General features: G+C 70.1%; 18 protein-coding genes. 11 read left to right on the top strand and 7 right to left on the bottom strand.

Features of this window, described 5'->3' with window-relative positions:
* Positions 1–3: 3 nt before the first annotated feature.
* A complete protein-coding gene (locus ACQXVK_RS13150) occupies positions 4–1,110 on the bottom strand; it encodes a glycosyltransferase (RefSeq protein ID WP_430853826.1) in 1,107 nt (368 codons plus the stop codon).
* Between the two features lie 21 nt (positions 1,111–1,131).
* A complete protein-coding gene (locus ACQXVK_RS13145) occupies positions 1,132–2,811 on the bottom strand; it encodes a hypothetical protein (RefSeq protein ID WP_430853825.1) in 1,680 nt (559 codons plus the stop codon).
* A 117-nt stretch (positions 2,812–2,928) separates the two neighbouring features.
* On the opposite strand from ACQXVK_RS13145, the gene ACQXVK_RS13140 reads away from it, so the two are divergent.
* Positions 2,929–4,947, top strand: a complete 2,019-nt coding sequence (locus ACQXVK_RS13140; RefSeq protein ID WP_430853824.1) for an acyltransferase family protein — start codon at positions 2,929–2,931, stop codon at positions 4,945–4,947.
* A gap of 5 nt (positions 4,948–4,952) precedes the next feature.
* The gene (locus ACQXVK_RS13135) at positions 4,953–5,666 is read left to right on the top strand and encodes an SGNH/GDSL hydrolase family protein (protein WP_430853823.1); all 714 of its coding nucleotides are present in this window, start codon (positions 4,953–4,955) and stop codon (positions 5,664–5,666) included.
* A gap of 8 nt (positions 5,667–5,674) precedes the next feature.
* Here the strand turns inward: ACQXVK_RS13135 and ACQXVK_RS13130 are convergent, their stop codons facing one another.
* The 4 genes from ACQXVK_RS13130 to ACQXVK_RS13115 form a co-directional block, all read right to left on the bottom strand.
* A complete protein-coding gene (locus ACQXVK_RS13130; RefSeq protein WP_430853822.1) occupies positions 5,675–5,833 on the bottom strand; it encodes a hypothetical protein in 159 nt (52 codons plus the stop codon).
* 104 nt (positions 5,834–5,937) lie between these two features.
* Positions 5,938–8,541 carry a glycosyltransferase gene (locus ACQXVK_RS13125; protein ID WP_430853821.1) on the bottom strand — a complete coding sequence of 868 codons (2,604 nt, stop codon included), beginning with the start codon at positions 8,539–8,541 and terminating at the stop codon, positions 5,938–5,940.
* Positions 8,541–9,986 carry a glycosyltransferase family 2 protein gene (locus tag ACQXVK_RS13120; RefSeq protein WP_430853820.1) on the bottom strand — a complete coding sequence of 482 codons (1,446 nt, stop codon included), beginning with the start codon at positions 9,984–9,986 and terminating at the stop codon, positions 8,541–8,543. The genes ACQXVK_RS13125 and ACQXVK_RS13120 overlap by 1 nt, the downstream gene beginning before the upstream one ends.
* Positions 9,983–11,335 carry a hypothetical protein gene (locus ACQXVK_RS13115; RefSeq protein WP_430853819.1) on the bottom strand — a complete coding sequence of 451 codons (1,353 nt, stop codon included), beginning with the start codon at positions 11,333–11,335 and terminating at the stop codon, positions 9,983–9,985. The genes ACQXVK_RS13120 and ACQXVK_RS13115 overlap by 4 nt, the downstream gene beginning before the upstream one ends.
* Before the next feature lie 53 nt (positions 11,336–11,388).
* On the opposite strand from ACQXVK_RS13115, the gene hisD reads away from it, so the two are divergent.
* The 3 genes from hisD to ACQXVK_RS13100 are packed head-to-tail and all read left to right on the top strand — an operon-like array spanning position 11,389 to position 14,261.
* A complete protein-coding gene (hisD, locus tag ACQXVK_RS13110) occupies positions 11,389–12,696 on the top strand; it encodes a histidinol dehydrogenase (protein ID WP_430853818.1) in 1,308 nt (435 codons plus the stop codon).
* A 12-nt stretch (positions 12,697–12,708) separates the two neighbouring features.
* Positions 12,709–13,188 (top strand): transcriptional regulator NrdR, encoded by a 480-nt coding sequence (gene nrdR / locus ACQXVK_RS13105; protein WP_430853817.1) that lies wholly within the window; start codon positions 12,709–12,711, stop codon positions 13,186–13,188.
* Between the two features lie 5 nt (positions 13,189–13,193).
* Positions 13,194–14,261, top strand: coding sequence for a quinone-dependent dihydroorotate dehydrogenase (locus ACQXVK_RS13100; RefSeq protein ID WP_416394454.1), 1,068 nt, complete (start codon positions 13,194–13,196; stop codon positions 14,259–14,261).
* Positions 14,262–14,853: 592 nt separating this feature from the next.
* On the opposite strand, the gene ACQXVK_RS13095 is transcribed toward ACQXVK_RS13100, so the two are convergent.
* Positions 14,854–15,429 carry a DUF3043 domain-containing protein gene (locus tag ACQXVK_RS13095; protein WP_416394431.1) on the bottom strand — a complete coding sequence of 192 codons (576 nt, stop codon included), beginning with the start codon at positions 15,427–15,429 and terminating at the stop codon, positions 14,854–14,856.
* Positions 15,430–15,482: 53 nt separating this feature from the next.
* Between ACQXVK_RS13095 and ACQXVK_RS13090 the strand changes: the two genes are divergently transcribed.
* The 6 genes from ACQXVK_RS13090 to ACQXVK_RS13065 all read left to right on the top strand — a co-directional run bounded on the left by ACQXVK_RS13090 (position 15,483) and on the right by ACQXVK_RS13065 (position 22,231).
* Positions 15,483–16,928 carry a dipeptidase gene (locus tag ACQXVK_RS13090; protein ID WP_430853816.1) on the top strand — a complete coding sequence of 482 codons (1,446 nt, stop codon included), beginning with the start codon at positions 15,483–15,485 and terminating at the stop codon, positions 16,926–16,928.
* 58 nt (positions 16,929–16,986) lie between these two features.
* Complete coding sequence (locus ACQXVK_RS13085) at positions 16,987–17,361, top strand: HesB/IscA family protein (protein ID WP_022905381.1); 375 nt, start codon at positions 16,987–16,989, stop codon at positions 17,359–17,361.
* A gap of 258 nt (positions 17,362–17,619) precedes the next feature.
* A complete protein-coding gene (gene ctaC / locus ACQXVK_RS13080) occupies positions 17,620–18,519 on the top strand; it encodes an aa3-type cytochrome oxidase subunit II (RefSeq protein ID WP_430853815.1) in 900 nt (299 codons plus the stop codon).
* Between the two features lie 12 nt (positions 18,520–18,531).
* Complete coding sequence (gene ctaD / locus ACQXVK_RS13075; RefSeq protein WP_402262172.1) at positions 18,532–20,271, top strand: aa3-type cytochrome oxidase subunit I; 1,740 nt, start codon at positions 18,532–18,534, stop codon at positions 20,269–20,271.
* Between the two features lie 4 nt (positions 20,272–20,275).
* Positions 20,276–20,692, top strand: a complete 417-nt coding sequence (locus ACQXVK_RS13070) for a cytochrome c oxidase subunit 4 (protein ID WP_402262175.1) — start codon at positions 20,276–20,278, stop codon at positions 20,690–20,692.
* 159 nt (positions 20,693–20,851) lie between these two features.
* Positions 20,852–22,231 (top strand): glucose-6-phosphate dehydrogenase, encoded by a 1,380-nt coding sequence (locus ACQXVK_RS13065; RefSeq protein WP_430853814.1) that lies wholly within the window; start codon positions 20,852–20,854, stop codon positions 22,229–22,231.
* Positions 22,232–22,285 lie beyond the last annotated feature (54 nt).

Genomic DNA, 22,285 nt, shown 5'->3' with positions numbered 1-22,285 from the left:
GTGTCAAGAACTTCCCGGAACTCCGCCGCTGGTGGCGCTCACGTGTGCCTCGAGGGCGGCGTCGATCGCGTCTGCGAAGCGGACCGACACGTTCCAGGGCGAAAGACGTCGGGAGAATTCGGCGTGGGACGTGATGGGGACGGCGATGTCGGGCGAAAGCAGAGCCGACGCGATACCGGCCGCTGCGGCCTCCGGGTCGTAGAACGCTGTCCAGTCCTCGCCGTCGAACTCATCCAGGAGGTGAGGTTCGCCCGGCAGGAGCGCTCGAACTCCGAAGGTCGCAGCGAGGTGCAGACTGCCGGAGTTCAGGATCGCCCGGTACGGGTACACGGCGACGTCAGCTGCGCGGAACCACCGATCGACATCCTCATCGGGGATGAACGAGTGGTCTCTGATGACACGCACGCGGCTCGGTAGAGCCGCTTCGATAGCTGGGAGGTCCTCCGGTCGCGTACGACCCGCGAGCAGCAGGACCGTCTTCTCGGCTTCGTCCGACGGAAGGGCGTCGAGCGCTTCGAAGAGCGCGTCGAGACCCTTGTACGGCCGCATCTGTCCGAAGAAGAGCACTGCACGCTCGTCTGGGGCGACGCCGAGCGAGCGACGCGCCGATCGACGGTCTGCAGCATTCGCGTACACCCCCTGGTAGCTCGGATGAGGGATTCGCACAACGCGGTCCGCGGGGAGCGCATAGTGCTCCGCGGTCATTGCTTCGGTGGCGGGTGACAGCGCATGCACCAGATCAGCGCGCTCGGCGAGCATCTTGCACAGCTCGGTCTCCACAGGGAGGAACTTCGCGTCGTGTGGAAGCACGTTGTGGATGGTCCAGACGATCAGGACGCCGTTCTTCCGAGCCTCGTCGATCGCATCGCGGAAACGCGCCAAACGCGCGCGGGCTTCGCCGTCATCCTCGGCGCGTTGCACGATCGGAGCTGTCCAGTGCATGTGGAAGACGTCCCCAGCGCTGAGCCGGCCGAGCAACGCGACCCCGCTCGCGAACGTCGTCGCGTGCAGCAGATCGAAACCCCGCGTTCGCGGCGCCAGGTACAGGTAGTTCAGGTAGGGGTTGTCCTCCCAAGCCGGGAAGACACCGATCCGTCGAGTCGTGAGCATGGTGTTCCTCGCAGAGAGCGATCAATTGGCGAACAGGACGAGCGACAGCAACTTCCCGATACTCGGGCCGGCTTCGGCGAACGGTTCTCGCTTGTCGAGCAGGTGCCACCGTGCGTTGCTGAGTAAGGGCTCGAACGCAGGCAGCAGCTCTGTCGGCAGCACCCCGAGGAGGTCCTCCATGAGGGCCGCCAGCACATCCCGCTCGGCGGTCGAGCCGCCGAGGCCTCGGTCAGCAGCGATCGCGAGTCCGAGTTCGGTGGATCCCTGGGCCGAGTGGACGTTGCCGAAGATCTCCAGCTCGGGAACCTCCGAGTCCTGCAGCGGTCCGCCGAGTTCGGCGAGCGTGAGCGCGTGCACGGCACGGCCGGCGACGGCGTCTGGACCGTGACCGGTCCGTTCCGTGAGGAGTGCCTCGATCGCGTCGAGACCGTCCACACCGTCGAGTTGCCGGCCGATCGTCGAGACGGTCGCAGAGCTCAGACTGTGAAGCGGGTGCAGCGTCGTCGAACCGGCCCAGACCGAAGCGACGTACCGGGGCGACCGATAGGCGACATAGTGCTGCTGCGAGGACGACTGCGAGACCGGATCACAACCGATCGACCGCAGACCCTTTGCCACCTGGGCCACGTAGGCGTCACCGGCACGCCCTTCGAGGCCGGACTGTTGACGCATCTCCTCTGCCGATTGAGAGCCCCAGATCCGCCTCGCAACGGCGTTCCCTGCGGCGTCGACGCCGATGGTGCTGTCGCCGAGGGAGGGCGTCGGCTCGGACGGAGCGACGACGTCGTAGAGCCCGAGCGAGCTGGCCGCCCAGCTCGTGAGTGCTTCGTCGTCGGGGAGCGGTTGCGCGCTCTCGATGTCCTGCTCTCGTTGGCCCAGCGTGAGCCGGTCGAGCGATGACGCGGCTGCCCTGACCGCGACTCGTTCTGCGCTCCCTGAGCGACGGAGCACGTCGAGGAGGAAGTGCTCTTGCGGCGAGGAGACCAGGAGGGACGTCGGGAACTTGTCGGGCAATCCCCCCAGGACCGAGACGAGGAACGCTGCGGAAGTGCGGGCTGCCTCGATCGCGCCCGGACCCGATTCGAGGACAGTTCCGAGCGACGTCTCGTCCGCGTCGACGAGCAAGGGTCTCGTGCACTGGACGGTCACGCCGCGACCCGGCGGCACGAGCGCGATCTCACGAACGGGGGTTTCGGTCGAGAGCACCTGCGCCGTGCGCCACGACAGCCCAGTCCGCGCGAGAAGAGCCTCCGCGTTTGGGGTATTCACGAGCCCGAACCGATCACGGAGATCGGCGAGAACGAGCAACGAGTCGGAGAACGCGACGAACCCAGGGCCGTGGGCCTGCGCGATCGGGACCGTTCCGAACAGATCGTTGCCGATGCGCACTTCGCTCCGCGACCAAGTTGCCTGCACGAACGCACCCGCGGTGGCGACGGCCCGCGACCTCAGCCGCTCAGACCGCTGCCACCCTGCAGTGTCGAGGGTGAGGAACGCCGAACTCTCGGACATCGCGACACCAGTGAAGAATGAGCGGCCCCGCACCGCCTCAGCAACGTCGCGAGACACGATCCGCAGCGTGTACGTCGAGTTCAAACGTGTCGACCACTGCTCCGACGACGTCGAACGTCGAAGTTGCAGCCAGTCGTCGATCGTCCCCGCGGCAGAGTCGTCATGGACCAGGATGAGGAATCTCGACACCAGTCGATCTTAGGGTGCGTGATGCTCAGGTCCGCGGCCGTTCGAAGGCCCCGCCGTGTCGAGCGCCGTTGGATTTGAGGATTGCGCTAGTCTCACGCAGTGTCGCGTCGACGTTCCGTGAGGATCGAGATCCAGGCTCTCCGCGCTGCGGCAGTCCTCTCGGTCGTCCTCTACCATCTCTGGCCCAACCGTCTTCCCGGGGGATTCGTCGGGGTCGACGTCTTCTTCGCGATCTCGGGGTTCCTCATAACGGGTCATCTCCTCGGCGAGATCGATCGCACCGGCCGGGTGGCTGTCGGAACGTTCTGGGCCCGACGCGTGCGGCGCCTGCTCCCAGCGTCGCTCCTCGTGCTCCTCGTGACGGCACTCGGGGTTCTCCTCGTGGTGCCACGGACGTACTGGGCACAGTTCTCGCAAGCGATCCTCGGAAGCACTCTCTACGCGGAGAACTGGCTACTCGCGTCGCAGGCTGTGGATTACCTCGCGGCAGACAACACTGCGAGTCCAGTCCAGCACTTCTGGTCGCTCGGGGTCGAGGAACAGTTCTACTTGGTCTGGCCGATCATCCTGCTCCTGACGATCCTGGTCGTCCGGCGCCGCGCCCGAATCGGCGTCATCGCTGTCCTGGCTGTCCTCTTCGCGTTGTCGCTCGTCTTGTCGGTCTACACCACTGCGACCAACCCGAGCTTGGCCTACTTCGGCACGCACATCCGCGTGTGGGAGTTCGCCGCGGGCGGCCTTGTGGCGGCGCTGCAGCCAGAGGCGCTCCGTGTGGATGCGCGGGTACGTTCCTTGGTGTCGTGGGCCGGTTGGGCCGCGATCGCTGTCACGCTCCTCATCTTCACGGGCGACACCCCGTTCCCGAGCGCGACCGCCCTTCTCCCGGTTCTCGCAACGCTCGCGGTGATCGTGGCGGGTGCGCCGGAGACCGGGGACCCACGTGTCGATCGATGGTCACCGACCGGACTCATGGAGTTCGGGCCTGTCCAGCTGATCGGTGACCTGTCGTACTCCCTGTACCTCTGGCATTGGCCACTCATCGTCATCGTGCCGTTCGCGCTCGGTCACCCGCTGGGATTCGTCGACAAACTGGTCATCCTCGCGGCCGGAATCCTGTTGGCGGCACTCACGAAGCGGCTCGTCGAGGACACGACGCGGAATGCGATGCCCCGAGCGAAACGCCGGAACCTGATGACGTTCGGCGCCGCCGCCGCCGCGATGGTCTTGGTCGCAGCTGTTCCCATCGGAACAGTGCAGTACACGCAGACCGTGCAGGCGCGCAGCGCTGCGGCGGCGAGCAAGCTCGCGTCGAGCGGATCTGGGTGCTTCGGAGCTCTCGCCATGACTGCGGGGGACAAGTGCCGCGAGCAGACAGCCGCTTCTTCCCTGCTCCCTGACCGAGCCACGCTGTTCGATGACACCGGCGGAGCCTTCTCGTGTTACCGACCCGCCGGCCAGGCGACGCTGAAGCGCTGCTCGTTCGGTTCCGAGAAAGCGGACGCAGAAAAGGTCGCCCTCGTCGGGGACTCGCACGCAGCGATGCTCATCCCGGGGCTGCGCGACCGAGCAGTTGCCGCTGACTGGCACGTCGACACCTTCGTCGGCAACGGCGGCGTCTGGCGGACACCCGACTCAGTGGCTGCCGGGCCTGACCGCCAGTACCTGCAGGCGTTGCAAGACGCGCTCATCGATGGCAAGTACGACATGATCCTCACCACCGCACATCGTGATCTTCTGACCACCCCTTCGCGTCAGCGGACGATCGTTCCGGCGATCACCGGCGCGTGGACTCTCGCAGAGGATGCCGGCAGTACCGTTGTCCCGATCCTCGACAACCCCGAGATCACACCGGCGGCTCTTTCCTGTGTGACGGACGCTCCAGCCAGTCAGCAGTCGTTCGAGTCGTGTTCTGTACCCGAACGCGAAGGGCTTGGTGGTGCGGACTACAACGCCCTCGCTGCGAAGTCAGCCGGTCTCAAACCGATCGACATGCACCGGTACTTCTGTAGCGCGGGTGCATGCCCGGTGGTGGTCGGCGGCGCCATCGTGTACCGCGATGCGCACCACATGACGGCCACGTACAGCAAGACGGTCGCTCCGTTCCTCGTGGACGCAGTGCAGGAGGATGTCGGCTAGTGCGAGTGCGCTTCCTGATCGCGGGCTTGGTCGTCCTCGTGATCGCCGCCGCCACGGTGATCGTTGTGCCGTTCGTCCTCGCTGCTACTCCGCGGGGAACTGATCGTGATCGTGGTGCCGAGCGTTCGCGGTCGGCGAGTTCTCCCGCCCCGACGCCGTCCTCAGCTTCCACCGCAGATACCATCCGCGTGGCGGTCGTCGGGGACTCGCTCAGCGCGGGCTCGTCAGGTTTCCTCGGCAACGGGCTCGACGCAGGCAGCTGGATGACCTACGCGCAGGGCGGTCGGGTCGAGTACGCCGGGGGATGGGCTCACGCCGGAGCCACACCGGAGGAGATGGCCGAGGCGGTCCGGCCGCTCGGCAAGGTCGACGTGCTGGTCATCCTCGCCGGGACGAACGCCGTCCGGGTCGGTGTGTCGTTCCAACAGGAGCAGTCGGCGTACGACCAGATCGTCCGCACCATCGCGCCGCGCCGCGTGATCGTTTCGTCGATCCCGCCCTACGTACCGAATCCGACCGGCGGCATCCGGTACAACCGGATGCTGCGCGAGTACGTGCAGTCGCAAGGCTGGGATTGGTTCGATGCGTGGCGGTTCGCTCGCGACGGGAACGCCTGGAAACCAGGATTCTCAGTCGATGGCGTGCATCCGGGTTCGATCGGCGGTTACCGCGCCCTTGGCCGGACGCTGCGGTGGGAGATCCTTGCAGAAGCAGGATGAGCGGATCGTCAGATGCCGCGAACGAAGTGCTCGACCTCGTGGAGGACGCAGCAGAACGCCTCGCCGTCGACCATGAGCGCGTCCCGCCGGCGGATCGGTTCCCCGCACTCGACGCAGCGCACCGTTGCGACGTGTGCAAGGTGTCCGAGGTGATCGACGAGTGACATGACGCGAAACTACGCCGCGTACCCGTGGTGACCCCGGAGAGACGCTGACAAACCAGTCAGGCCGAGCCGTGAGACGGTCGAGTGGACGACTCGGTGCACCACCTTCAGAGAAGCGCCCGGACCACCTGCTCCGCCCCGTCCCCCGCCGGCACGACCACCGCGAAGTCCCCGTCCGCCACGACCTGCCCCGGCGCGGCCCAGACGACGTTCCGCGCGCCCGGCTGCGGCACGAACGACGCACCGGCGCGGCCGGACGCCGAGCCACCGCCGACCACGGTCACGGTCACCTCGTCGATCCCGCTGGACCCCCGGTACCAGGACGTCGGCATGTCGACCGCCGCGGTGTGGCCGGCGGCCTCCAGTGCGGCGACGAGCGCCGTGACGTCCGCCACGCGGGTCCCGTCGTGCTTGATCGCGACGCGGAGCCCGACCGCCCCCTCCTCGCGGACGACGACCGGCCGCGACGACCGGACGTGCACGTCGTGGCCCTTCGGCAGCCCGGGTTCGACGCCGAGGTACCGGAGGCCGGCGGTGTCGTACCGGTCGACGGCGTCGGCGGCCGGGTAGCGACCGCGCCAGCGCTCGTCGAAGATCCGGCGGTTGTCGACGCGGGCGTCGTCGCGGCCGGGTGTGCGGCTCTCGTGGTGGACGACGACGGACGCCGGCACGACGACGAAGGCCGATCCGGCAGGCGAGGACTCGATGGCCCGCAGGCACAGGTCGACGTCCTCGAGGCCGTTCGCGTACACGGGGTCGAACCCGTGCCAGCGGATCAGGTCGGCGGCTCGGAAGGCGGCCGCCGCGGCGGTGATCGCGGTGAACCGGGCAGGGGAGCCCGGGTCGCCGGCGGTCGCGCCGAAGGCTCGGGACGCGTCGTGGCGCGGGTGGTCGCCGAGGAAGTGCCAGGGCAGCACCTTGTCGCCGCCGAAGACGGTGCCGGCGGTCTGGACGACGCCGTCCGGGTAGACGAGGAGCGGCTGCGCGCCGAGGACAGCACGGTCCTCGAGCGCCGCGACGAGCGGGCGGAGCCACCCGGTGGTGACCTCGGTGTCGTTGTTGAGCATGACGACGGTGCCGCCGGCGGAACGGGCGAGGCCGAGGTCGCTGCCGAGCCCGAAGTTGCGGTTGCGGTCCTCGCGCTGCAGCACGACACGGGGCTCGTCGCGGAACCACGCGCCGAGGATCGCCGACACGGACCGCGGCGACCCGTTGTCGACGAGCACGACCTCGACCCGGTCGCCGTCGTGGTCGGCCGCGCCGAGCACGGTGTCGACGGCCCGACGGGTCATCGTCCAGTCGCGGAAGACGGGCACGACCACGGACACCAGGGCGGCGTCGCGGGTGGGCGCCGCCGCGGCGAGGGCGTCCCAGTCGATGCGGTGCCGCGCGAGCGCGACCTCCTGCCACGACGCGGGCTGCGCGGACGAGACCCGCCGCGGGTCGCGGACGTTGTCGTAGTCGACGCCGATCACGGGGACGTACGCGGGGACGCCGAAGCGCTTCCCGATGCGGAGCAGCCACTCCCAGTCGATCCACCGCCGGAGCGTCTCGTCGAAGGGGCCGACGGCGGCGGCGACGTCCCGGCGGACGACGAGGGCGTTGAGGTCGATGAAGTTCCCGGCGAACAGGTCGTCGAGGGTGCCGTCCTCGCCGCGGTACGTCTCGACCGGCGCGGTGGAGTCGTCGGCGTTGTTGGCGCCGATCATCCGCACGCCGGTGTGCACCCCGGGACCGTCCGTCTCGAGCAGCGCCGACACCGCGATGGCGAGGTGCTCGGGCCGCCAGGTGTTGTCCGCGTCGAGGAACGCCACGAAGTCGCCGCGCACGGCGGCCAGCCCGGTGTTGCGCGCGGCACCGGCGCCGCCGTTCTCGCGCTCGATGAGCCGGATGCGCGGTTCGTCGGCCGCGGCCCGCCGCACGACGTCGACCGTGTCGTCACCCGACCCGTCGTCGACGAGCACGAGCTCCCACGCGGCGTGCTGCTGGGCGCGCACGGACGCGATGGCCGCGCCGACGACGTCGGCCCGGCGGTGCACCGGCATCACGACGGAGACGAGCGGCTGCTCGGCCTCGCGGCGGGCGGCCCCGCGCGGGTACCGTGCGAGGACCTCGGCGGTCTCCGGTCCGTCCCACGTCGCCCGGTAGCGACGCCGGGTCCGGTGCTGGGCCGCGGCGAACTCGCGTGCGGCCACCATGGCCGACTCGCGGACGGCGGCCCAGGTGGGCGCGGGTCCGCGACGGCCTGGAGGCACGGGGAGCGTGGTCTCGTCGGTCGCGTTCCGCAGGAAGTGGCGGAGCGCATCGAGCGTGGACGCCGGTCGGTCGGCCGCCGGCAGCGACGCCGCGTACGCGGCGGCGTCGAAGAGCGGTCCGGTCTGGAAGAGCTCCGGCCCCTCCTGGTGCAGTGCGTCGTACCAGGACATCGCGGGCACCGGCTGGTGCTCGCGCATCCACTCGTGCTCCACGAGGGGGCTGAGCGAGAGCCCCCGCTGCCCGTCGTTGTGCACGTAGAAGGCGATCGCCTCGTCGTCGGTGGCGAACGTTCGCCCGGTCTGGGCCTCGAGGTACGGGCGGTCGAGCACGTCGAACTCGCCGATGCGCCGCGCCCACCGGTCGAGCCGGTCCGTGACGGTCAGCGGCTTCTCGGGGCCCCGCAGCCCGCGTGCGAGTCGCCGGGTGAAGCGTCCGATGCCGCTCCGGTCGGCCATCAGCGACGCCCCGGCAGTCGTGCGGCGACCTTGGCGATCGCCTGACCGGTGCGGAAGGACCGACTCGTGCGCAGGTCCTCGAGCTCCCGGCGGAGTCGCGCGACCTCGGTGGCCGTGCCGCGCGCACCAACCTCGGCGGCGGCGAGGTCGAGGGGGAGCAGTGCCGCCCAGCGCCGCTCGAGGTGGGCAGAGGTGCCCTCGAGCGGGGCGAGCATGCTGTGCTCCACGCCCTCGCGGGCGCTCTCCAGCTCCTCCGGGCCCACTACGTCCGCGAACGGCCGGACGAGGGCGTCGACGCGGTCCGACCCGGCGCGGTACGGCGCGGACGACCACGGGACTGACGCGACGCCGGTCTCGACGACGACCCAGAAGGCGGCGCGGCGGTTCGCCGTGACGAGGTCGGCCGGTGTCGGGTCGACCAGCACCTGCACGGTGACGAGGTCGTCCGGGTCCGGGTCGTCGGTGGTGACCGTCCAGCCGTCCGGGGCCGGCGTGCCGGCGGGGAGCCGCGCCTCCAGGGCGAAGCCGTCCCCGAAGGCCGCGTCGATCCGCCGGGCCAGCCCCGCGGCGTCCTCGACGTGACGCAGGTCGACCGCCAGCCGCGCGGCGGGTCCCGCGGGGACGAGCACGTCGGCGAACCGCTCGGTCGCCGTCGTGCCGTGCCGCTGGTAGGCGGCGACCGCGTCCGGCAGGAAGGGGTAGCGGCGCTCGAGCTCGCGCTGGTGGGCGGCGCGGAGCGCGGACCGGTTGCCGGCGAAGCTCTTCCCGCCGGCGTGCAGGACGAGTGCCCGGTTCGCGATCTTCGCGAGCCAGCCGTGCGCGGCGATGCGGAGGCAGTAGTCGTTCTCCTCGCCGTACCCGGGGGCGAACGCCTCGTCGAACAGGCCGTGCTCGGTGACGAGCTCGCGACGGGTCAGGAAGCAGAAGCCCATCGCGACGGGGAGCACCTGCGACGCCGGCAGCAGCGGTGCGATCGCGTCCCACACCGCGCGGGTCCGTGCCTCGGTCCGCGCCGCGCCGCGGTTCGTCAGCCGGTACGGGATGCTCGCGATCGTCGCGTTGTCGCTCCTGGCGGTCACCACGCCGGTGCGGTCCTCGTCGAGGACGGCGAGCATCGCGTCGAGGAAGCCGGCGGGGGGGACCGCGTCGCTGTTCAGCAGCAGGACCGCTTCGCCGTCGGCGCCCGCGTCGAGCTCGGTCACGGCGCGGTTGCAGGTCCCGACGAACCCCAGGTTGTGGTCGTTGCGTTCGTACCGGAAGCCGGGCCGGTCCGCGATGCGCCCGAGCAGGGCGGTCTCGATCGCGTCCGCGTCGGGGCCGCAGTCGTTGACGAGCAGCACGCGGTGGCGGTCCGTGTCGAGGTGCTCGACCAACCCGTCCACGCAGCGGAGCAGGGACTCGAGATCGCCGTACACCGGGACGACGACGAGGGTGGTGCGGGTCATGCGGAGGGCTCCTCGAGGCTGGTGGCGAGTGCGTCGACGGCCGCGTCGAGCGGACCCCCGAGCGCGCCGTCGGCGAGCGGGACGGCACCGGTCGGCCCCTCGGCCGCCGCCCGCCGGACCGCGTCGGCGACGGCGAGCCCCAGGGACCGGGCGTCGGCGGGCACGGCCGTCAGGTTCGGGTGCAGGTGCGCACGGGTGTCCCGGAACTCGTTCGTGACGACGCGGGCCCCCGAGATCGCACCGTCGAACGGCGGGTGGCTCGGGTGCGGGCTGTGCTGCAGCGACAGCACGACGTTGGTGGACGCGATGAAGCGGAAGTAGTCGTCCCACGGCATCGTGCCGTGGCTGACGAGCTTCACGTCGCCGCGACCGCCGTCGAGCTCGACGTCGCCGTGCTGCTCGCCCGCCGAGTGGAACTCGACGCGCAGACCGTCGGCGGCGAGCTCCTGGACCGCCACCCGGAGCGCCGCGACCCCGAGTCGGAACAGGTTGCGGTGCTTGCTCGGACGACCGTAGAAGAGCACGCGCACGACGTCCTCGTGCCGGCGTGCGTCGGCGACGCGGTCGAGCAGCTCGAGGTCCAGGTGCGGCGCGAAGGTGCGCTCGCGCGGCACGTCGAGTGCCTCGACCTCGGCGAGGTACCGGCGCAGCGGCTCCGAGTTCACGAGCATCTGGAAGCCGGCGCGGTAGGTGGAGGCGGCGACGGCGTACTCCGTCGACCACGGGCTGAACCCGGGCTCGTAGTCCTGCACGAGGTAGACGACGCGCTCGCGGCCGATCACCCCGGCGGTGACCGCGACGTCGATCGGGTGCGCGGTCTTCCAGTGCGTGGCGATCCAGACGTCGTCGTCGCCGAACGTGGTGTCGAGGACGTCCTCGCGGCGGACCACCCGGATCCCCGGGCGGCCGTCGACGCGGGACTCCGGGAAGCGGTCGGCGACGAGGGCCTCGGCCGCGGCGGCGCTGTTGCCCGGCGTGGTCCAGCGGACCATCACCACGCGGACCGGTCGGCCGAGCCGTCCGCCGAGCGCGAGCGCCACGGCCAGTGCGGTCTGCACACCGGCGAAGGCAGCACCTTCGCGGAGCTCGTCGACCACGAGCACGACCTCGGGAGCACGGTCGGTCGTCCGGATGCCGGCGAGCGCGAGGCTCGTCTCCACCAGGCCCTCGAACGGGCGGGCGGTCAGCGGTGCACGGTCGCGCTCGCGCCGGGCCACCCCGACGTCCACGCGGGACACCGTCCGCCCGAGTCGCTCGCGGACGTCGTTCCGGTAGTGGCCGTCCCGGGCGTAGCGCTCGTTCACACGGACGAGGTCGCCGACGAGGCGTCGTGCCTTCTCGAAGTTCATCGACCCTCACGTTACTGGGCCACACGGCGTCGCTCGGTAGGATCGACACCCTCATGATGCAGCGAATCGACCTCCGCGGCGGGCTCCCCGCCCGCGCCGAACTCCTCCGACTCATGCCGCGCGCCACCGGCGACGTCTCGCACGCGGTCGACGCCGCCCGCGAGCTCGTCGACGCCGTCCGCGAGCACGGGGCGTCGGCGCTGCGCGACCAGGCCGAACGCTTCGACGGGGGAGCGCCCGCGAACGTCCGGGTCCCGGCGGCCGAGATCGCCGCGGCCGTCGCCGGTCTGACGCCGGAACTCCGCACGGCGCTCGACGAGGCGATCCGCCGGGTCCGGGCGGCGAGTGCCGCACAGGTCCCCGCCGCGTCCGTCACCACCCTGGCCGACGGTGCCGAGGTGCACCAGCGCTGGCAGCCGATGCGCCGCGTCGGGCTCTACGTGCCCGGCGGCAAGGCCGTCTACCCCTCGAGCGTCGTCATGAACGTCGTCCCCGCGCAGGTCGCCGGCGTCCGGTCCATCGCGCTCGTGTCGCCGCCGCAGCGCGCCCACGGCGGCGCGGTGCACCCGACGATCCTCGCCGCGGCCGGGCTCCTCGGCATCGACGAGGTCTACGCCATGGGCGGCGCCGGAGCCGTCGGCGCCCTGGCCCACGGTGTCGGCGAGATCGGCCTCGAGCCGGTCGACCTCGTCACCGGTCCCGGGAACAACTACGTGGCCGCGGCGAAGCGGATCGTGCGGGGCACGGTCGGCATCGACTCCGAGGCCGGCGCGACCGAGATCCTCGTGATCGCGGACGACACCGCGGACCCCGGCTACGTCGCCGCCGACCTCATCAGCCAGGCCGAGCACGACGAGCAGGCCGGCGCCGTCCTCGTGACGACGTCCGTGGCGTTCGCCGACGCGGTGGAGGCGGCCATCCCGGAACGCGCGGCGCGCGTCGGGACCGTGTCGCGCCTCCAGGTCGCGCTCGACGGACCGCAGTCCGCGATCGTGCTCGTGGACTCGCTCGCCGACGCGGCGACCGTGAGCAACGCGTACGGACCCGAGCACCTCGAGATCCAGACCGCTGACGACGACGCGGTCCTCGCCGACATCGACGCCGCCGGTGCGGTGTTCGTCGGACCGAGCACGCCCGTGAGCCTCGGCGACTACCTCGCCGGGTCGAACCACGTCCTGCCCACGGGCGGGCAGGCCCGCTTCGGGGCCGGGCTGTCCGCCTCGACGTTCCTGCGGCCCCAGCAGGTCGTCCGGTACACGCCCGACGCCCTCGCCGAGGTCGCGCCGCACATCGTCGCCCTCGCCACCGAGGAGCAGCTCCCCGCGCACGGCGCCGCCGTGACGGAGCGCACGAACCGGTAGCCTGGGCACGACATGTTCTGCCCCTTCTGCCGCCACCCGGACTCCCGCGTCGTCGACTCCCGGACGAGCGACGACGGAACCTCCATCCGCCGTCGTCGTCAGTGCCCGAACTGCGGGCGCCGTTTCTCGACCACCGAGACCGCCTCGCTCAACGTGGTGAAGCGCAACGGGGTCACCGAGCCGTTCAGCCGCGACAAGATCGTCTCCGGCGTGCGCAAGGCCTGCCAGGGGCGCCCGGTCACCGACGGCGACCTCGCGGTGCTGGCGCAGCGCGTGGAGGAGACCGTGCGCTCCTCGGGGTCGAGCCAGATCGACGCGAACGACATCGGTCTCGCGATCCTCGCACCGCTCCGCGAGCTCGACGAGGTCGCCTACCTGCGGTTCGCGAGCGTCTACCAGGCCTTCGACTCGCTCGAGGACTTCGAGGACGCCATCACCCAGCTCCGCCTCGACCACCACGGCACCTCCAGCCCGGCCGGGGCCGACGCGTGAGCGGCATCGCCGAGCGGGTCGTCCGGAACGGGTACGCCGTCGTCTTCCGCTCGGTGTTCGCCAACATGGACCCCGAGCGCGCGCACCACATCGCCTTCGCGGTGATCAAGTGGCTGCCGCGCGTGCCCGTCCTCGGTCGGGTCGTCGAGCAGTACTGCCGCCCCTCGGCCGCCGACGGCGTGACCACGATGGGGATCCACTTCCCGTCCCGCTTCGGCCTCGCCGCCGGGTTCGACAAGGACGCTCGTGGCATCGCCGGACTCGGGGTCCTCGGCTTCGGGCACGTCGAGGTCGGCACGATCACGGCGAAGCCGCAGCCCGGCAACGAGCGACCCCGGCTCTTCCGGCTCATCCCGGACCGCGCGCTCATCAACCGCATGGGGTTCAACAACCACGGCGCCGCCGCGGCCGCCCGTCGGCTCGAACGCGCCCGTCGGCACCCCGGTCGACCCGTCATCGGCGTGAACATCGGCAAGAGCCGGGTCGTCGCGGTCGAGGACGCGGTGGACGACTACCTCGAGTCCACCCGGCGGCTCGCACCGTTCGCCGACTACCTCGCGGTCAACGTCAGCTCGCCGAACACCCCGGGACTCCGCGGTCTGCAGGAGCTCGACCAGCTCCGCCCACTGCTCACCGCCGTGCGCGACGCCGCCGGCAAGACCCCGGTGCTGGTGAAGATCGCGCCGGACCTCACCGACGACCAGATCGATGCGATCGCCGGACTCGCCGTGTCGATCGGGCTCGCCGGGATCATCGCGAACAACACCACGATCTCGCGCGAGGGACTCCGGACCCCCGCGGCCGAGGTCGAGGCGATGGGCGCCGGGGGACTGTCCGGCGCACCGGTCGCCGCCCGCTCCCTCGAGGTCCTCGGTCGCGTCCGCGCCGCCGTCCCCGAGGACTTCTGCGTCATCGCGGTCGGGGGCGTCACGAGCGAGCAGGACGTGCAGGACCGGATCGACGCGGGGGCGACCCTCGTGCAGGGCTACACGGCGTTCCTCTACGAGGGGCCGACCTGGGCCGCGCGGATCAACCGGCTGCGGCGCCGGCGGTTGCGGCGCGCCGCGCGCTGAGCGCCGGGTCTCGTTCCCCGCGTCCGGGTCGCTGCGCGAGATCGCACCTCCGTCGTCGAGGTCGTGAGACACGCCGCGCGCGCTGCGGCGAGGTCGCGAGACACGCCGCGGGCGCTGCCGCGAGGTCGCGCAAGGTGCCGTCGCGCGCGCCGCGAAGCGGCACTTCTCGCGACCTCGCCGGTGCGGATCGGACGGGTCCCGCGCCCACGGGCGCGCCTGACGGACTGGAGGCGCGGGGCGGGGGTGCACCGCGCCTCCAGTCCGGTGGGTGGTCGGCGCGTCGATCCGCAGGTGGTCGGCAGCGCGACGTGCGGCTCGCGTTCGGCGAGTGGGCGGGGCGAGTGGGCACGACGTGCCGCTCAGGTTCGTCGAGCGGGCGGGAACTGCCGCTCACGTTCGACGTGCGGGCGGGGCGAGTGGGCACGACGTGCCGCTCAGGTTCGGCGAGCGGGCGAGAACTGCCGCCTGGAGGCCGCGAGCGTGACGTATTTCGCCCGCTCGGTGGGGAGGCGGCGGGCCCGCGCCGGGGCGACCCACTGCCAGCGCACGACGAAGCGCCGCCCGGCGGACCGGACGGCGCTTCGTGGAGGGGTCAGACGGTGGGGTACTGCCCGCGCTTGACCTGCGGCTTCGGCAGGCGCAGGAAGCGCAGCTGCCACGCACGCGTGAGGATGTAGAGGAACGTCCCGCGCTGCATCGTGCCGAACTTGGCCGTCAGCTTCTTGCGGAAGGACAGCCAGAGCACGAGGCAGTCGAGCACGAAGAGCGCCACGAACGCCCAGACGAGCAGCAGCGAGTACGACGCGATGACGGTCTGCGAGGCGGCGAACCCGACGATGAGGAACAGCACGAGAACCGGCATCATGATCTCGCCGACGTTCCAGCGGGCGTCGATCCAGTCGCGGACGAACTTCCGCTGCTCGCCGCGGTCCTTCGCCGGCAGGTAGCGCTCCTCGCCGTTGGCCATGCCGACCCGGGCCTTCTCGCGCTCGTTCGCGAGGCGGGCACGAGCGGCCTTCTTGTCCTCGGCGGAGCCGCCCACGATCGGACGGCGGTTGGCCGCCTCGCGCTCGCGACGGGTCGGCGTCGGACGGCCCTTCCCCTGTTCGAGGAGCTCGGCCTCGGACGGGTTGACGGTCGTGTTGGTCTTGGGGGCTGCCTTCGCCACGGTGCGTTCCTGACTGCGGTCTGCGTGCTGGATCGTCCTCTAGATTACGGGACATGACCGACACCGACCAGCACGCCGCCGCCACCGACCCCGCACTCCTCGACGCCCTCCGCGAACACGTGCAGGGATCGCTGCCCACGACGATCGCCGACCTGTCCGCCCTCGTGCGGCTCCCGTCGGTGTCCTGGTCGGCCTTCGACCCGGCGAACGTGCGGGCCAGCGCCGAGGCCGTCGCGGACCTGGCGCGGTCGACGGGCGTGTTCGCGGACGACGCCGTCCGGATCGTCCGGTCGGCGGTCGAGGGGGACACGGCGACGGTCGAGGCCGCCGGCGGCGAGCTCGGTCAGCCCGCCGTCCTCGCGGTGCGCCCGGCCCGGAACGGCAGGCCCACCGTGATGCTCTACGCCCACCACGACGTCCAGCCGCAGGGCGACGACGCGCTCTGGGAGACGCCGCCCTTCGAGCCGACCCTGCGCGGCGACCGCCTGTACGGGCGCGGCGCCTCGGACGACAAGGCCGGCGTGATGACCCACATCGCCTCGCTCCGGGCGCTGCACGCCCGGTTCGGCGACGACCTGGACCTCGGCGTGGTCCTGTTCATCGAGGGCGAGGAGGAGTTCGGCTCCCGGTCGTTCCGGACGTTCCTCCGCGAGCAGCAGGAGCACCTCGCCGCCGACGTCATCGTGGTCGCGGACAGCGACAACTGGTCGACCGAGGTCCCGTCGATCACGGTGTCCCTCCGCGGGAACGTCACCTTCAAGCTGACGCTGACGACGCTCGAGCACGCGAGCCACAGCGGCATGTTCGGCGGAGCGGCTCCGGACGCCATGATCCCGATGGTGCGGCTGCTCGCCTCCCTGCACGACGACGACGGTGCCGTGGCGGTCGAGGGCCTCTCCGCGTACGAGGCCGACGTGCCGACGCGGACCGAGGACGAGCTCGCCGCCGACGCCGCACTGCTGCCGGGCGTGCGTCCCGTCGGTCGCGGCGAGGTCCTGTCCCGCATGTGGTTCCAGCCGTCGATCACGGTCACGGGCATGGACGTCCCGAGCGTCGCGAACGCGTCGAACACGCTGCTGCCGACGGTCTCGGCGCGGGTCTCGGTGCGCGTCGCGCCCGGGCAGGCCGCGACCGACGCGTACGCGGCGGTGGAACGGCACCTGCGCGCGCACGTGCCGTTCGGCGCACGCCTCGAGATCACCGAGCCGGACGCCGGCGACGGCTTCCTCGTGGACACCGCCGGCTGGGCCGTCCAGGAGGCGCGGGTCGCCATGCGCGAGGGCTGGGGCAACGAGGCGGTCGAGCAGGGCATCGGCGGGTCGATCCCGTTCGTGTCGGACCTCGCCGCGCAGTTCCCGGACGCGCAGATCCTGGTCACCGGCGTCGAGGACCCGGACACCCGGGCGCACAGCCCGAACGAGTCGCAGCACCTCGGCGTGCTGCACCGGGCCATCGCCTCGGAGACGATCCTGCTGGCGCGTCTCGCGGCTCGCGGCTGACGGTGCTTACAATCGTTCCGAGCGCGGTGATCGACACCGCACGGAGGGAGACGCGCGGATGAGCGACACCATCACCGACAACGCACCGACGACCGAGGCGCCGTCGCACGGCGTCCTGCTCAGCGACGCGGCCGCGGCGAAGGTGGCGAGCCTCCTCGAGCAGGAGGGTCGCGACGACCTCCGTCTGCGTCTGGCCGTGCAGCCCGGCGGCTGCTCCGGCCTGATCTACCAGCTCTACTTCGACGAGCGCCTGCTCGACGGCGACGCCACGGCCGAGTTCGACGGCGGCGTCGAGGTCGTCGTCGACAAGATGAGCGTGCCGTACCTCGACGGTGCCTCGATCGACTTCGAGGACACCATCCAGAAGCAGGGCTTCACGATCGACAACCCCAACGCGCAGGGCAGCTGCGCGTGCGGTGACAGCTTCCACTGAGCACCCGTCGACCCGACACGAGCGGGGAGTGACCGACACGGTCGCTCCCCGCTCGTTCGTTCCCGGGCGCGGCATGCGGCACGACCAGGGAAAACCCGTCCTGGGCCGTTGCGGATAGCGGCCCGAGGTGTGTCGCGTGTGCGCGAGCGGCCCCGAGCTGCGAGTAAGCTAGGAGTGTTCCAACCAAGCTGGGAGCGAGCCATGCGCGACCTTCACGTCGCGGCCTGCTCCGGTTTCACGTTCTTCCGAGAGGTAACAGTGCGTTCGAATCGCCGTATACGTTGGGCGGCCGTCCCGGTGGCCGTCGGTCTGGTCATCGCACTGGCTGGTTGCACGCAGCAGCAGCTGAACGGATGGCTCCCCGGCACGGAGGAGACGAAGGACGTCACCAACCACACGAGCCGCATCGTCGGCCTGTGGACCACCAGCTGGGTCGTGCTCCTCGCCGTCGGTCTGATCGTGTGGGGCCTCATCATCTGGGCCGCGATCGTCTACCGCCGCCGCAAGGGCCAGACCGGCCTGCCGGTGCAGATGCGGTACAACATGCCGCTCGAGATCTTCTACACGATCGTGCCGCTCATCCTCGTGCTCGGCTTCTTCGCCTTCACCGCGAAGGACCAGACCGCGATCGAGCAGCCGTTCAAGAACGCCGACGCCACCATCCACGTCTACGGCAAGCGCTGGGCGTGGGACTTCAACTACATCAACGAGGCCGACAAGTCCAAGAGCGTCTACTACCAGGGCATCCAGGCCCAGGAAGAAGAGAACGCGAACGGCGCGATCGACGAGTCGCAGCTCCCGACCCTCTACCTGCCCAAGGGCAAGAAGGTCCACATCGAGCTCTCCTCGCGCGACGTCAACCACTCGTTCTGGATCATCGACTTCCTCTACAAGAAGGACATGATCCCCGGGAAGCAGAACGACGAGTACTTCATCCCGGAGAAGCTCGGCACCTACCAGGGCAAGTGCGCGGAGCTCTGCGGTGAGTACCACTCGCTCATGCTCTTCCAGGTGAAGGTCGTCACGCCGACCGAGTACCAGAAGTACCTCGACTCGCTCGAGAAGCAGGGCAAGGTGGGTCTGCTCGGCAACGAGTACAACACCAACACGAACGAACCGAACAACAAGGCGCCCGTGACGGCGTCCGAGAACGAGTAGGGGCTCCGTCAGATGACCACGTCGCTCGTCGGCCAGCCGGCGGCAGGCTCCACGACCCTGGACTTCCAGGCGTCGAGAGTCGGCCGCAAGGGCAACATCATCGTCCGGTGGATCACGTCCACCGACCACAAGACCATCGGGTACATGTACCTGATCGCGTCGTTCATCTTCTTCCTGCTCGCGGGTGTGATGGCCCTGGTCATCCGCGCCCAGCTCTTCGAGCCCGGCCTGCACGTGGTCGCGACGAAGGAGCAGTACAACCAGCTCTTCACGATGCACGGCACGATCATGCTGCTGCTCTTCGCGACGCCGCTGTTCTCGGGCTTCGCGAACGCGATCATGCCGCTCCAGATCGGTGCCCCCGACGTCGCGTTCCCGCGTCTCAACGGGTTCGCGTTCTGGCTCTACGTCTTCGGCGCGCTCATCGCGGTCGGTGGCTTCCTCACCCCGCAGGGTGCCGCGTCGTTCGGCTGGTTCGCCTACGCACCACTGAGTGACACGACGTTCACACCCGGCCTCGGCGGGACGCTCTGGGTCTTCGGCCTCGGCATGACCGGCTTCTCGACGATCCTCGGCGCGGTGAACTTCATCACCACGATCATCACGATGCGTGCACCGGGCATGACCATGTTCCGCATGTCGATCTTCACGTGGAACACGCTCGTCACGGCCCTGCTCGTGCTGATGGCCTTCCCGGTCCTCGCGGCGGCGCTCTTCGGCCTCGGTCTCGACCGCGTCTTCAACGCGCAGATCTTCAACCCGGCGAACGGCGGGGCGCTCCTCTGGCAGCACCTCTTCTGGTTCTTCGGCCACCCCGAGGTGTACATCATCGCGTTGCCGTTCTTCGGCATCGTCTCCGAGGTCTTCCCGGTGTTCAGCCGCAAGCCGATCTTCGGCTACAAGACCCTCGTCTACGCGACCATCTCGATCGCGGCCCTCTCGGTCACGGTGTGGGCGCACCACATGTACGTCACCGGTGGCGTCCTGCTCCCGTGGTTCTCGCTCATGACGATGCTCATCGCGGTCCCGACCGGCGTGAAGATCTTCAACTGGGTCGGCACGATGTGGCGCGGCTCGGTGACCTTCGAGACCCCGCTGCTCTGGTCGGTCGGCTTCCTCATCACCTTCACGTTCGGTGGTCTCACGGGTGTGATCCTGGCGTCGCCGCCGCTCGACTTCCACGTGTCCGACTCGTACTTCGTCGTCGCGCACTTCCACTACGTGGTCTTCGGCACCGTCGTGTTCGCGATGTTCGCCGGGTTCTACTTCTGGTGGCCGAAGTGGACCGGCAAGATGCTCAACGAGCGGCTCGGCAAGATCCACTTCTGGCTCCTGTTCATCGGCTTCCACACGACGTTCCTCATCCAGCACTGGCTGGGCGTCATCGGCATGCCGCGTCGGTACGCGACGTACCTGCCGAACGACGGGTTCACCTGGATGAACCAGCTGTCGACGATCGGCTCGATGATCCTCGCGATCTCGTTCCTGCCGTTCATCTTCAACGTCTACGTGACCGCCCGGAACGCACCGAAGGTCGCCGTGAACGACCCGTGGGGCTACGGCCGATCGCTCGAGTGGGCGACCAGCTGCCCGCCGCCGCGGCACAACTTCACGTCGATCCCGCGCATCCGTTCGGAGTCGCCGGCGTTCGACCTGAACCACCCCGAGGCCGGTGTGCCGATCGGTGTGGGCCCGGCGAAGGACGCCCCCGACGCCCCGACCTACGACGCCGCGAAGGGCGAGGTGAAGTAAGGCCATGCGCGCCAACACCAACCTGTTCTGGATCCTGTTCGTCTTCTTCATCCTCGCCGACGCGGCGTACACGATCTGGTCGCTGATCAGCTACGGCCGTCCCGAGTGGGTCGGCACGGTGTCGATCGGCCTGACCGGGATCATGTCCGCGTTCATCGCGTTCTACCTCGGCAAGGTCATGTCCTCGCAGGGCGGCGTCCTGCCCGAGGACCGTCCGGACGCCAACATCGAGGACGGCGACGCCGAGCTCGGGCACTTCAGCCCGTGGTCGTGGTGGCCGATCCTGCTCGCCGGTGCGACCGGCCTCTGCTTCCTCGGTGTCGCAGCCGGCCTCTGGATCGTGCCGATCGGGCTCGCCTGCGTGGCCGTCACCCTCGTCGGCTGGGTCTACGAGTACTACCGCGGCAACTTCGGTCACTGACCGGACCCGCAGCGCACCTGACATTCGGGCGGCACCACACCGGTGCCGCCCGAAGTGCGTCCGGACACGAACTCCCCGACCCGTTCGGGAATCAACCAGTCCGCCCACGGCTTGGCCTCAAGCGGACCACCCCCACACCAGCGAAAGGAGTCACCTCCGGTGACCGACAAGCGCACTCTCATCATCTTCGGCGCGACGGGCGACCTCGCCTCCCGCCTGCTGCTGCCGGGCCTCGGCACGTTCCTGCAGAGCGGTCGAGCGGTCCCCGTCCAGCTCATCGGCACGGGCCGCAGTGCCCGCAGCGAGGAGCAGTGGAAGGACGTCGTCACGAAGTCCTTCGCGTCGCAGGACGTGAAGGGCCCGGAGGTCGACGCGACCCTCGCCTCGACGCAGTTCATCCAGGGTGACCCGACCGACCCCGAGCACCTCAAGGCGCTCTTCGCCGCGGCCGACTCCGACGCCGAGCCGATCCTCTACTTCGCGCTCCCGCCGCAGATCGCGTCCGACATCTGCGAGGCCCTCCAGCAGGTCGAGCTCCCCGAGGGCACCACCCTCGCGTTCGAGAAGCCCTTCGGCACCGACGTCGCGAGCGCCCGTGCCCTCAACGAGACGGTCCTCAAGCTGGTGCCGGAAGAGCGAGTGCACCGCACCGACCACTTCCTCGGTCGCACCACGGTCCTCAACATCATCGGCCTGCGCTTCGCGAACCGCCTGTTCGAGCCGATCTGGAACGCCGAGAACATCGAGAAGGTCGACATCTTCTACGACGAGACCCTCGGTCTCGAGAACCGCGCCCAGTACTACGACGAGGCCGGCGCGATGGTCGACATGATCCAGTCGCACCTGCTGCAGATCCTCGGCATCGTGACGATGGACGCCCCGTCGGACATCGACGCGGTCGAGTTCCGCTCGTCGCTGGCCCGGGTGCTCCGCTCCACCGAGCTCAAGGGCGGTGACCCGAAGGTCGCCTCGCGTCGTGCCGTCTACACGGCCGGCACGATCGACGGCAAGGAGCTGCCGTCGTACCAGGACGAGGACGGCGTCGACAAGTCGCGCCAGACGGAGACGCTCGCCGAGATCTCGGTCGAGGTCGACACCGCGCGCTGGAAGGGCGTCCCGTTCACGCTGCGCTCCGGCAAGGCCCTCGGCGCCAGCCGCAAGGAGGTCCTGATCACCTTCAAGCCGGTGACGCGCCTGCCCTCCGGGCTCTCGGGTCGCCCGAAGACGGACACGCTCCGCATCGTGCTCAACCCGGACGAGATCGAGCTGACGGTGTCGGCGAACGGTGGTGGCAACCCCTTCGAGATGGGCCAGGTCACGCTGTCCTCGTCCTTCGCCGACGGCGAGCTGACCCCCTACGGCGAGGTCCTGAACGGGATCTTCCACGACGACCCGCTGCTCTCGATCCGCGGTGACGTGGCCGAGCGCTGCTGGGAGATCGTCGGGCCGGTCGTCGACGCCTGGAAGGCGGACGAGGTCCCGCTCGAGGAGTACCGCGCGGGTTCGCGCGGCCCGGCGGACTGGGAGTCCTCGTCCTGACGGACGTGACGTCGGCGCCCTGATCGGGCGCTGCTGACGGACGGGAGGCACGGT

This window comes from Curtobacterium sp. AB451, assembly GCF_050585845.1.
Classification (GTDB): Bacteria; Actinomycetota; Actinomycetes; order Actinomycetales; family Microbacteriaceae; genus Curtobacterium.
This window is presented reverse-complemented; position numbering and strand designations above follow the sequence as displayed.

Bases quoted from the DNA above. Each gene is read 5' to 3' on its own strand.
- ACQXVK_RS13115 (WP_430853819.1), bottom strand. From the start codon at position 11,335: ATGAACTTCGAGAAGGCACGACGCCTCGTCGGCGACCTCGTCCGTGTG.
- ACQXVK_RS13070 (WP_402262175.1), top strand. From the start codon at position 20,276: ATGCGCGCCAACACCAACCTGTTCTGGATCCTGTTCGTCTTCTTCATC.
- ctaD (WP_402262172.1), top strand. From the start codon at position 18,532: ATGACCACGTCGCTCGTCGGCCAGCCGGCGGCAGGCTCCACGACCCTG.
- nrdR (WP_430853817.1), top strand. From the start codon at position 12,709: ATGTTCTGCCCCTTCTGCCGCCACCCGGACTCCCGCGTCGTCGACTCC.
- ACQXVK_RS13125 (WP_430853821.1), bottom strand. From the start codon at position 8,541: ATGGCCGACCGGAGCGGCATCGGACGCTTCACCCGGCGACTCGCACGC.
- hisD (WP_430853818.1), top strand. From the start codon at position 11,389: ATGATGCAGCGAATCGACCTCCGCGGCGGGCTCCCCGCCCGCGCCGAA.
- ACQXVK_RS13130 (WP_430853822.1), bottom strand. From the start codon at position 5,833: ATGTCACTCGTCGATCACCTCGGACACCTTGCACACGTCGCAACGGTG.
- ACQXVK_RS13085 (WP_022905381.1), top strand. From the start codon at position 16,987: ATGAGCGACACCATCACCGACAACGCACCGACGACCGAGGCGCCGTCG.
- ACQXVK_RS13120 (WP_430853820.1), bottom strand. From the start codon at position 9,986: ATGACCCGCACCACCCTCGTCGTCGTCCCGGTGTACGGCGATCTCGAG.
- ACQXVK_RS13150 (WP_430853826.1), bottom strand. From the start codon at position 1,110: ATGCTCACGACTCGACGGATCGGTGTCTTCCCGGCTTGGGAGGACAAC.
- ACQXVK_RS13090 (WP_430853816.1), top strand. From the start codon at position 15,483: ATGACCGACACCGACCAGCACGCCGCCGCCACCGACCCCGCACTCCTC.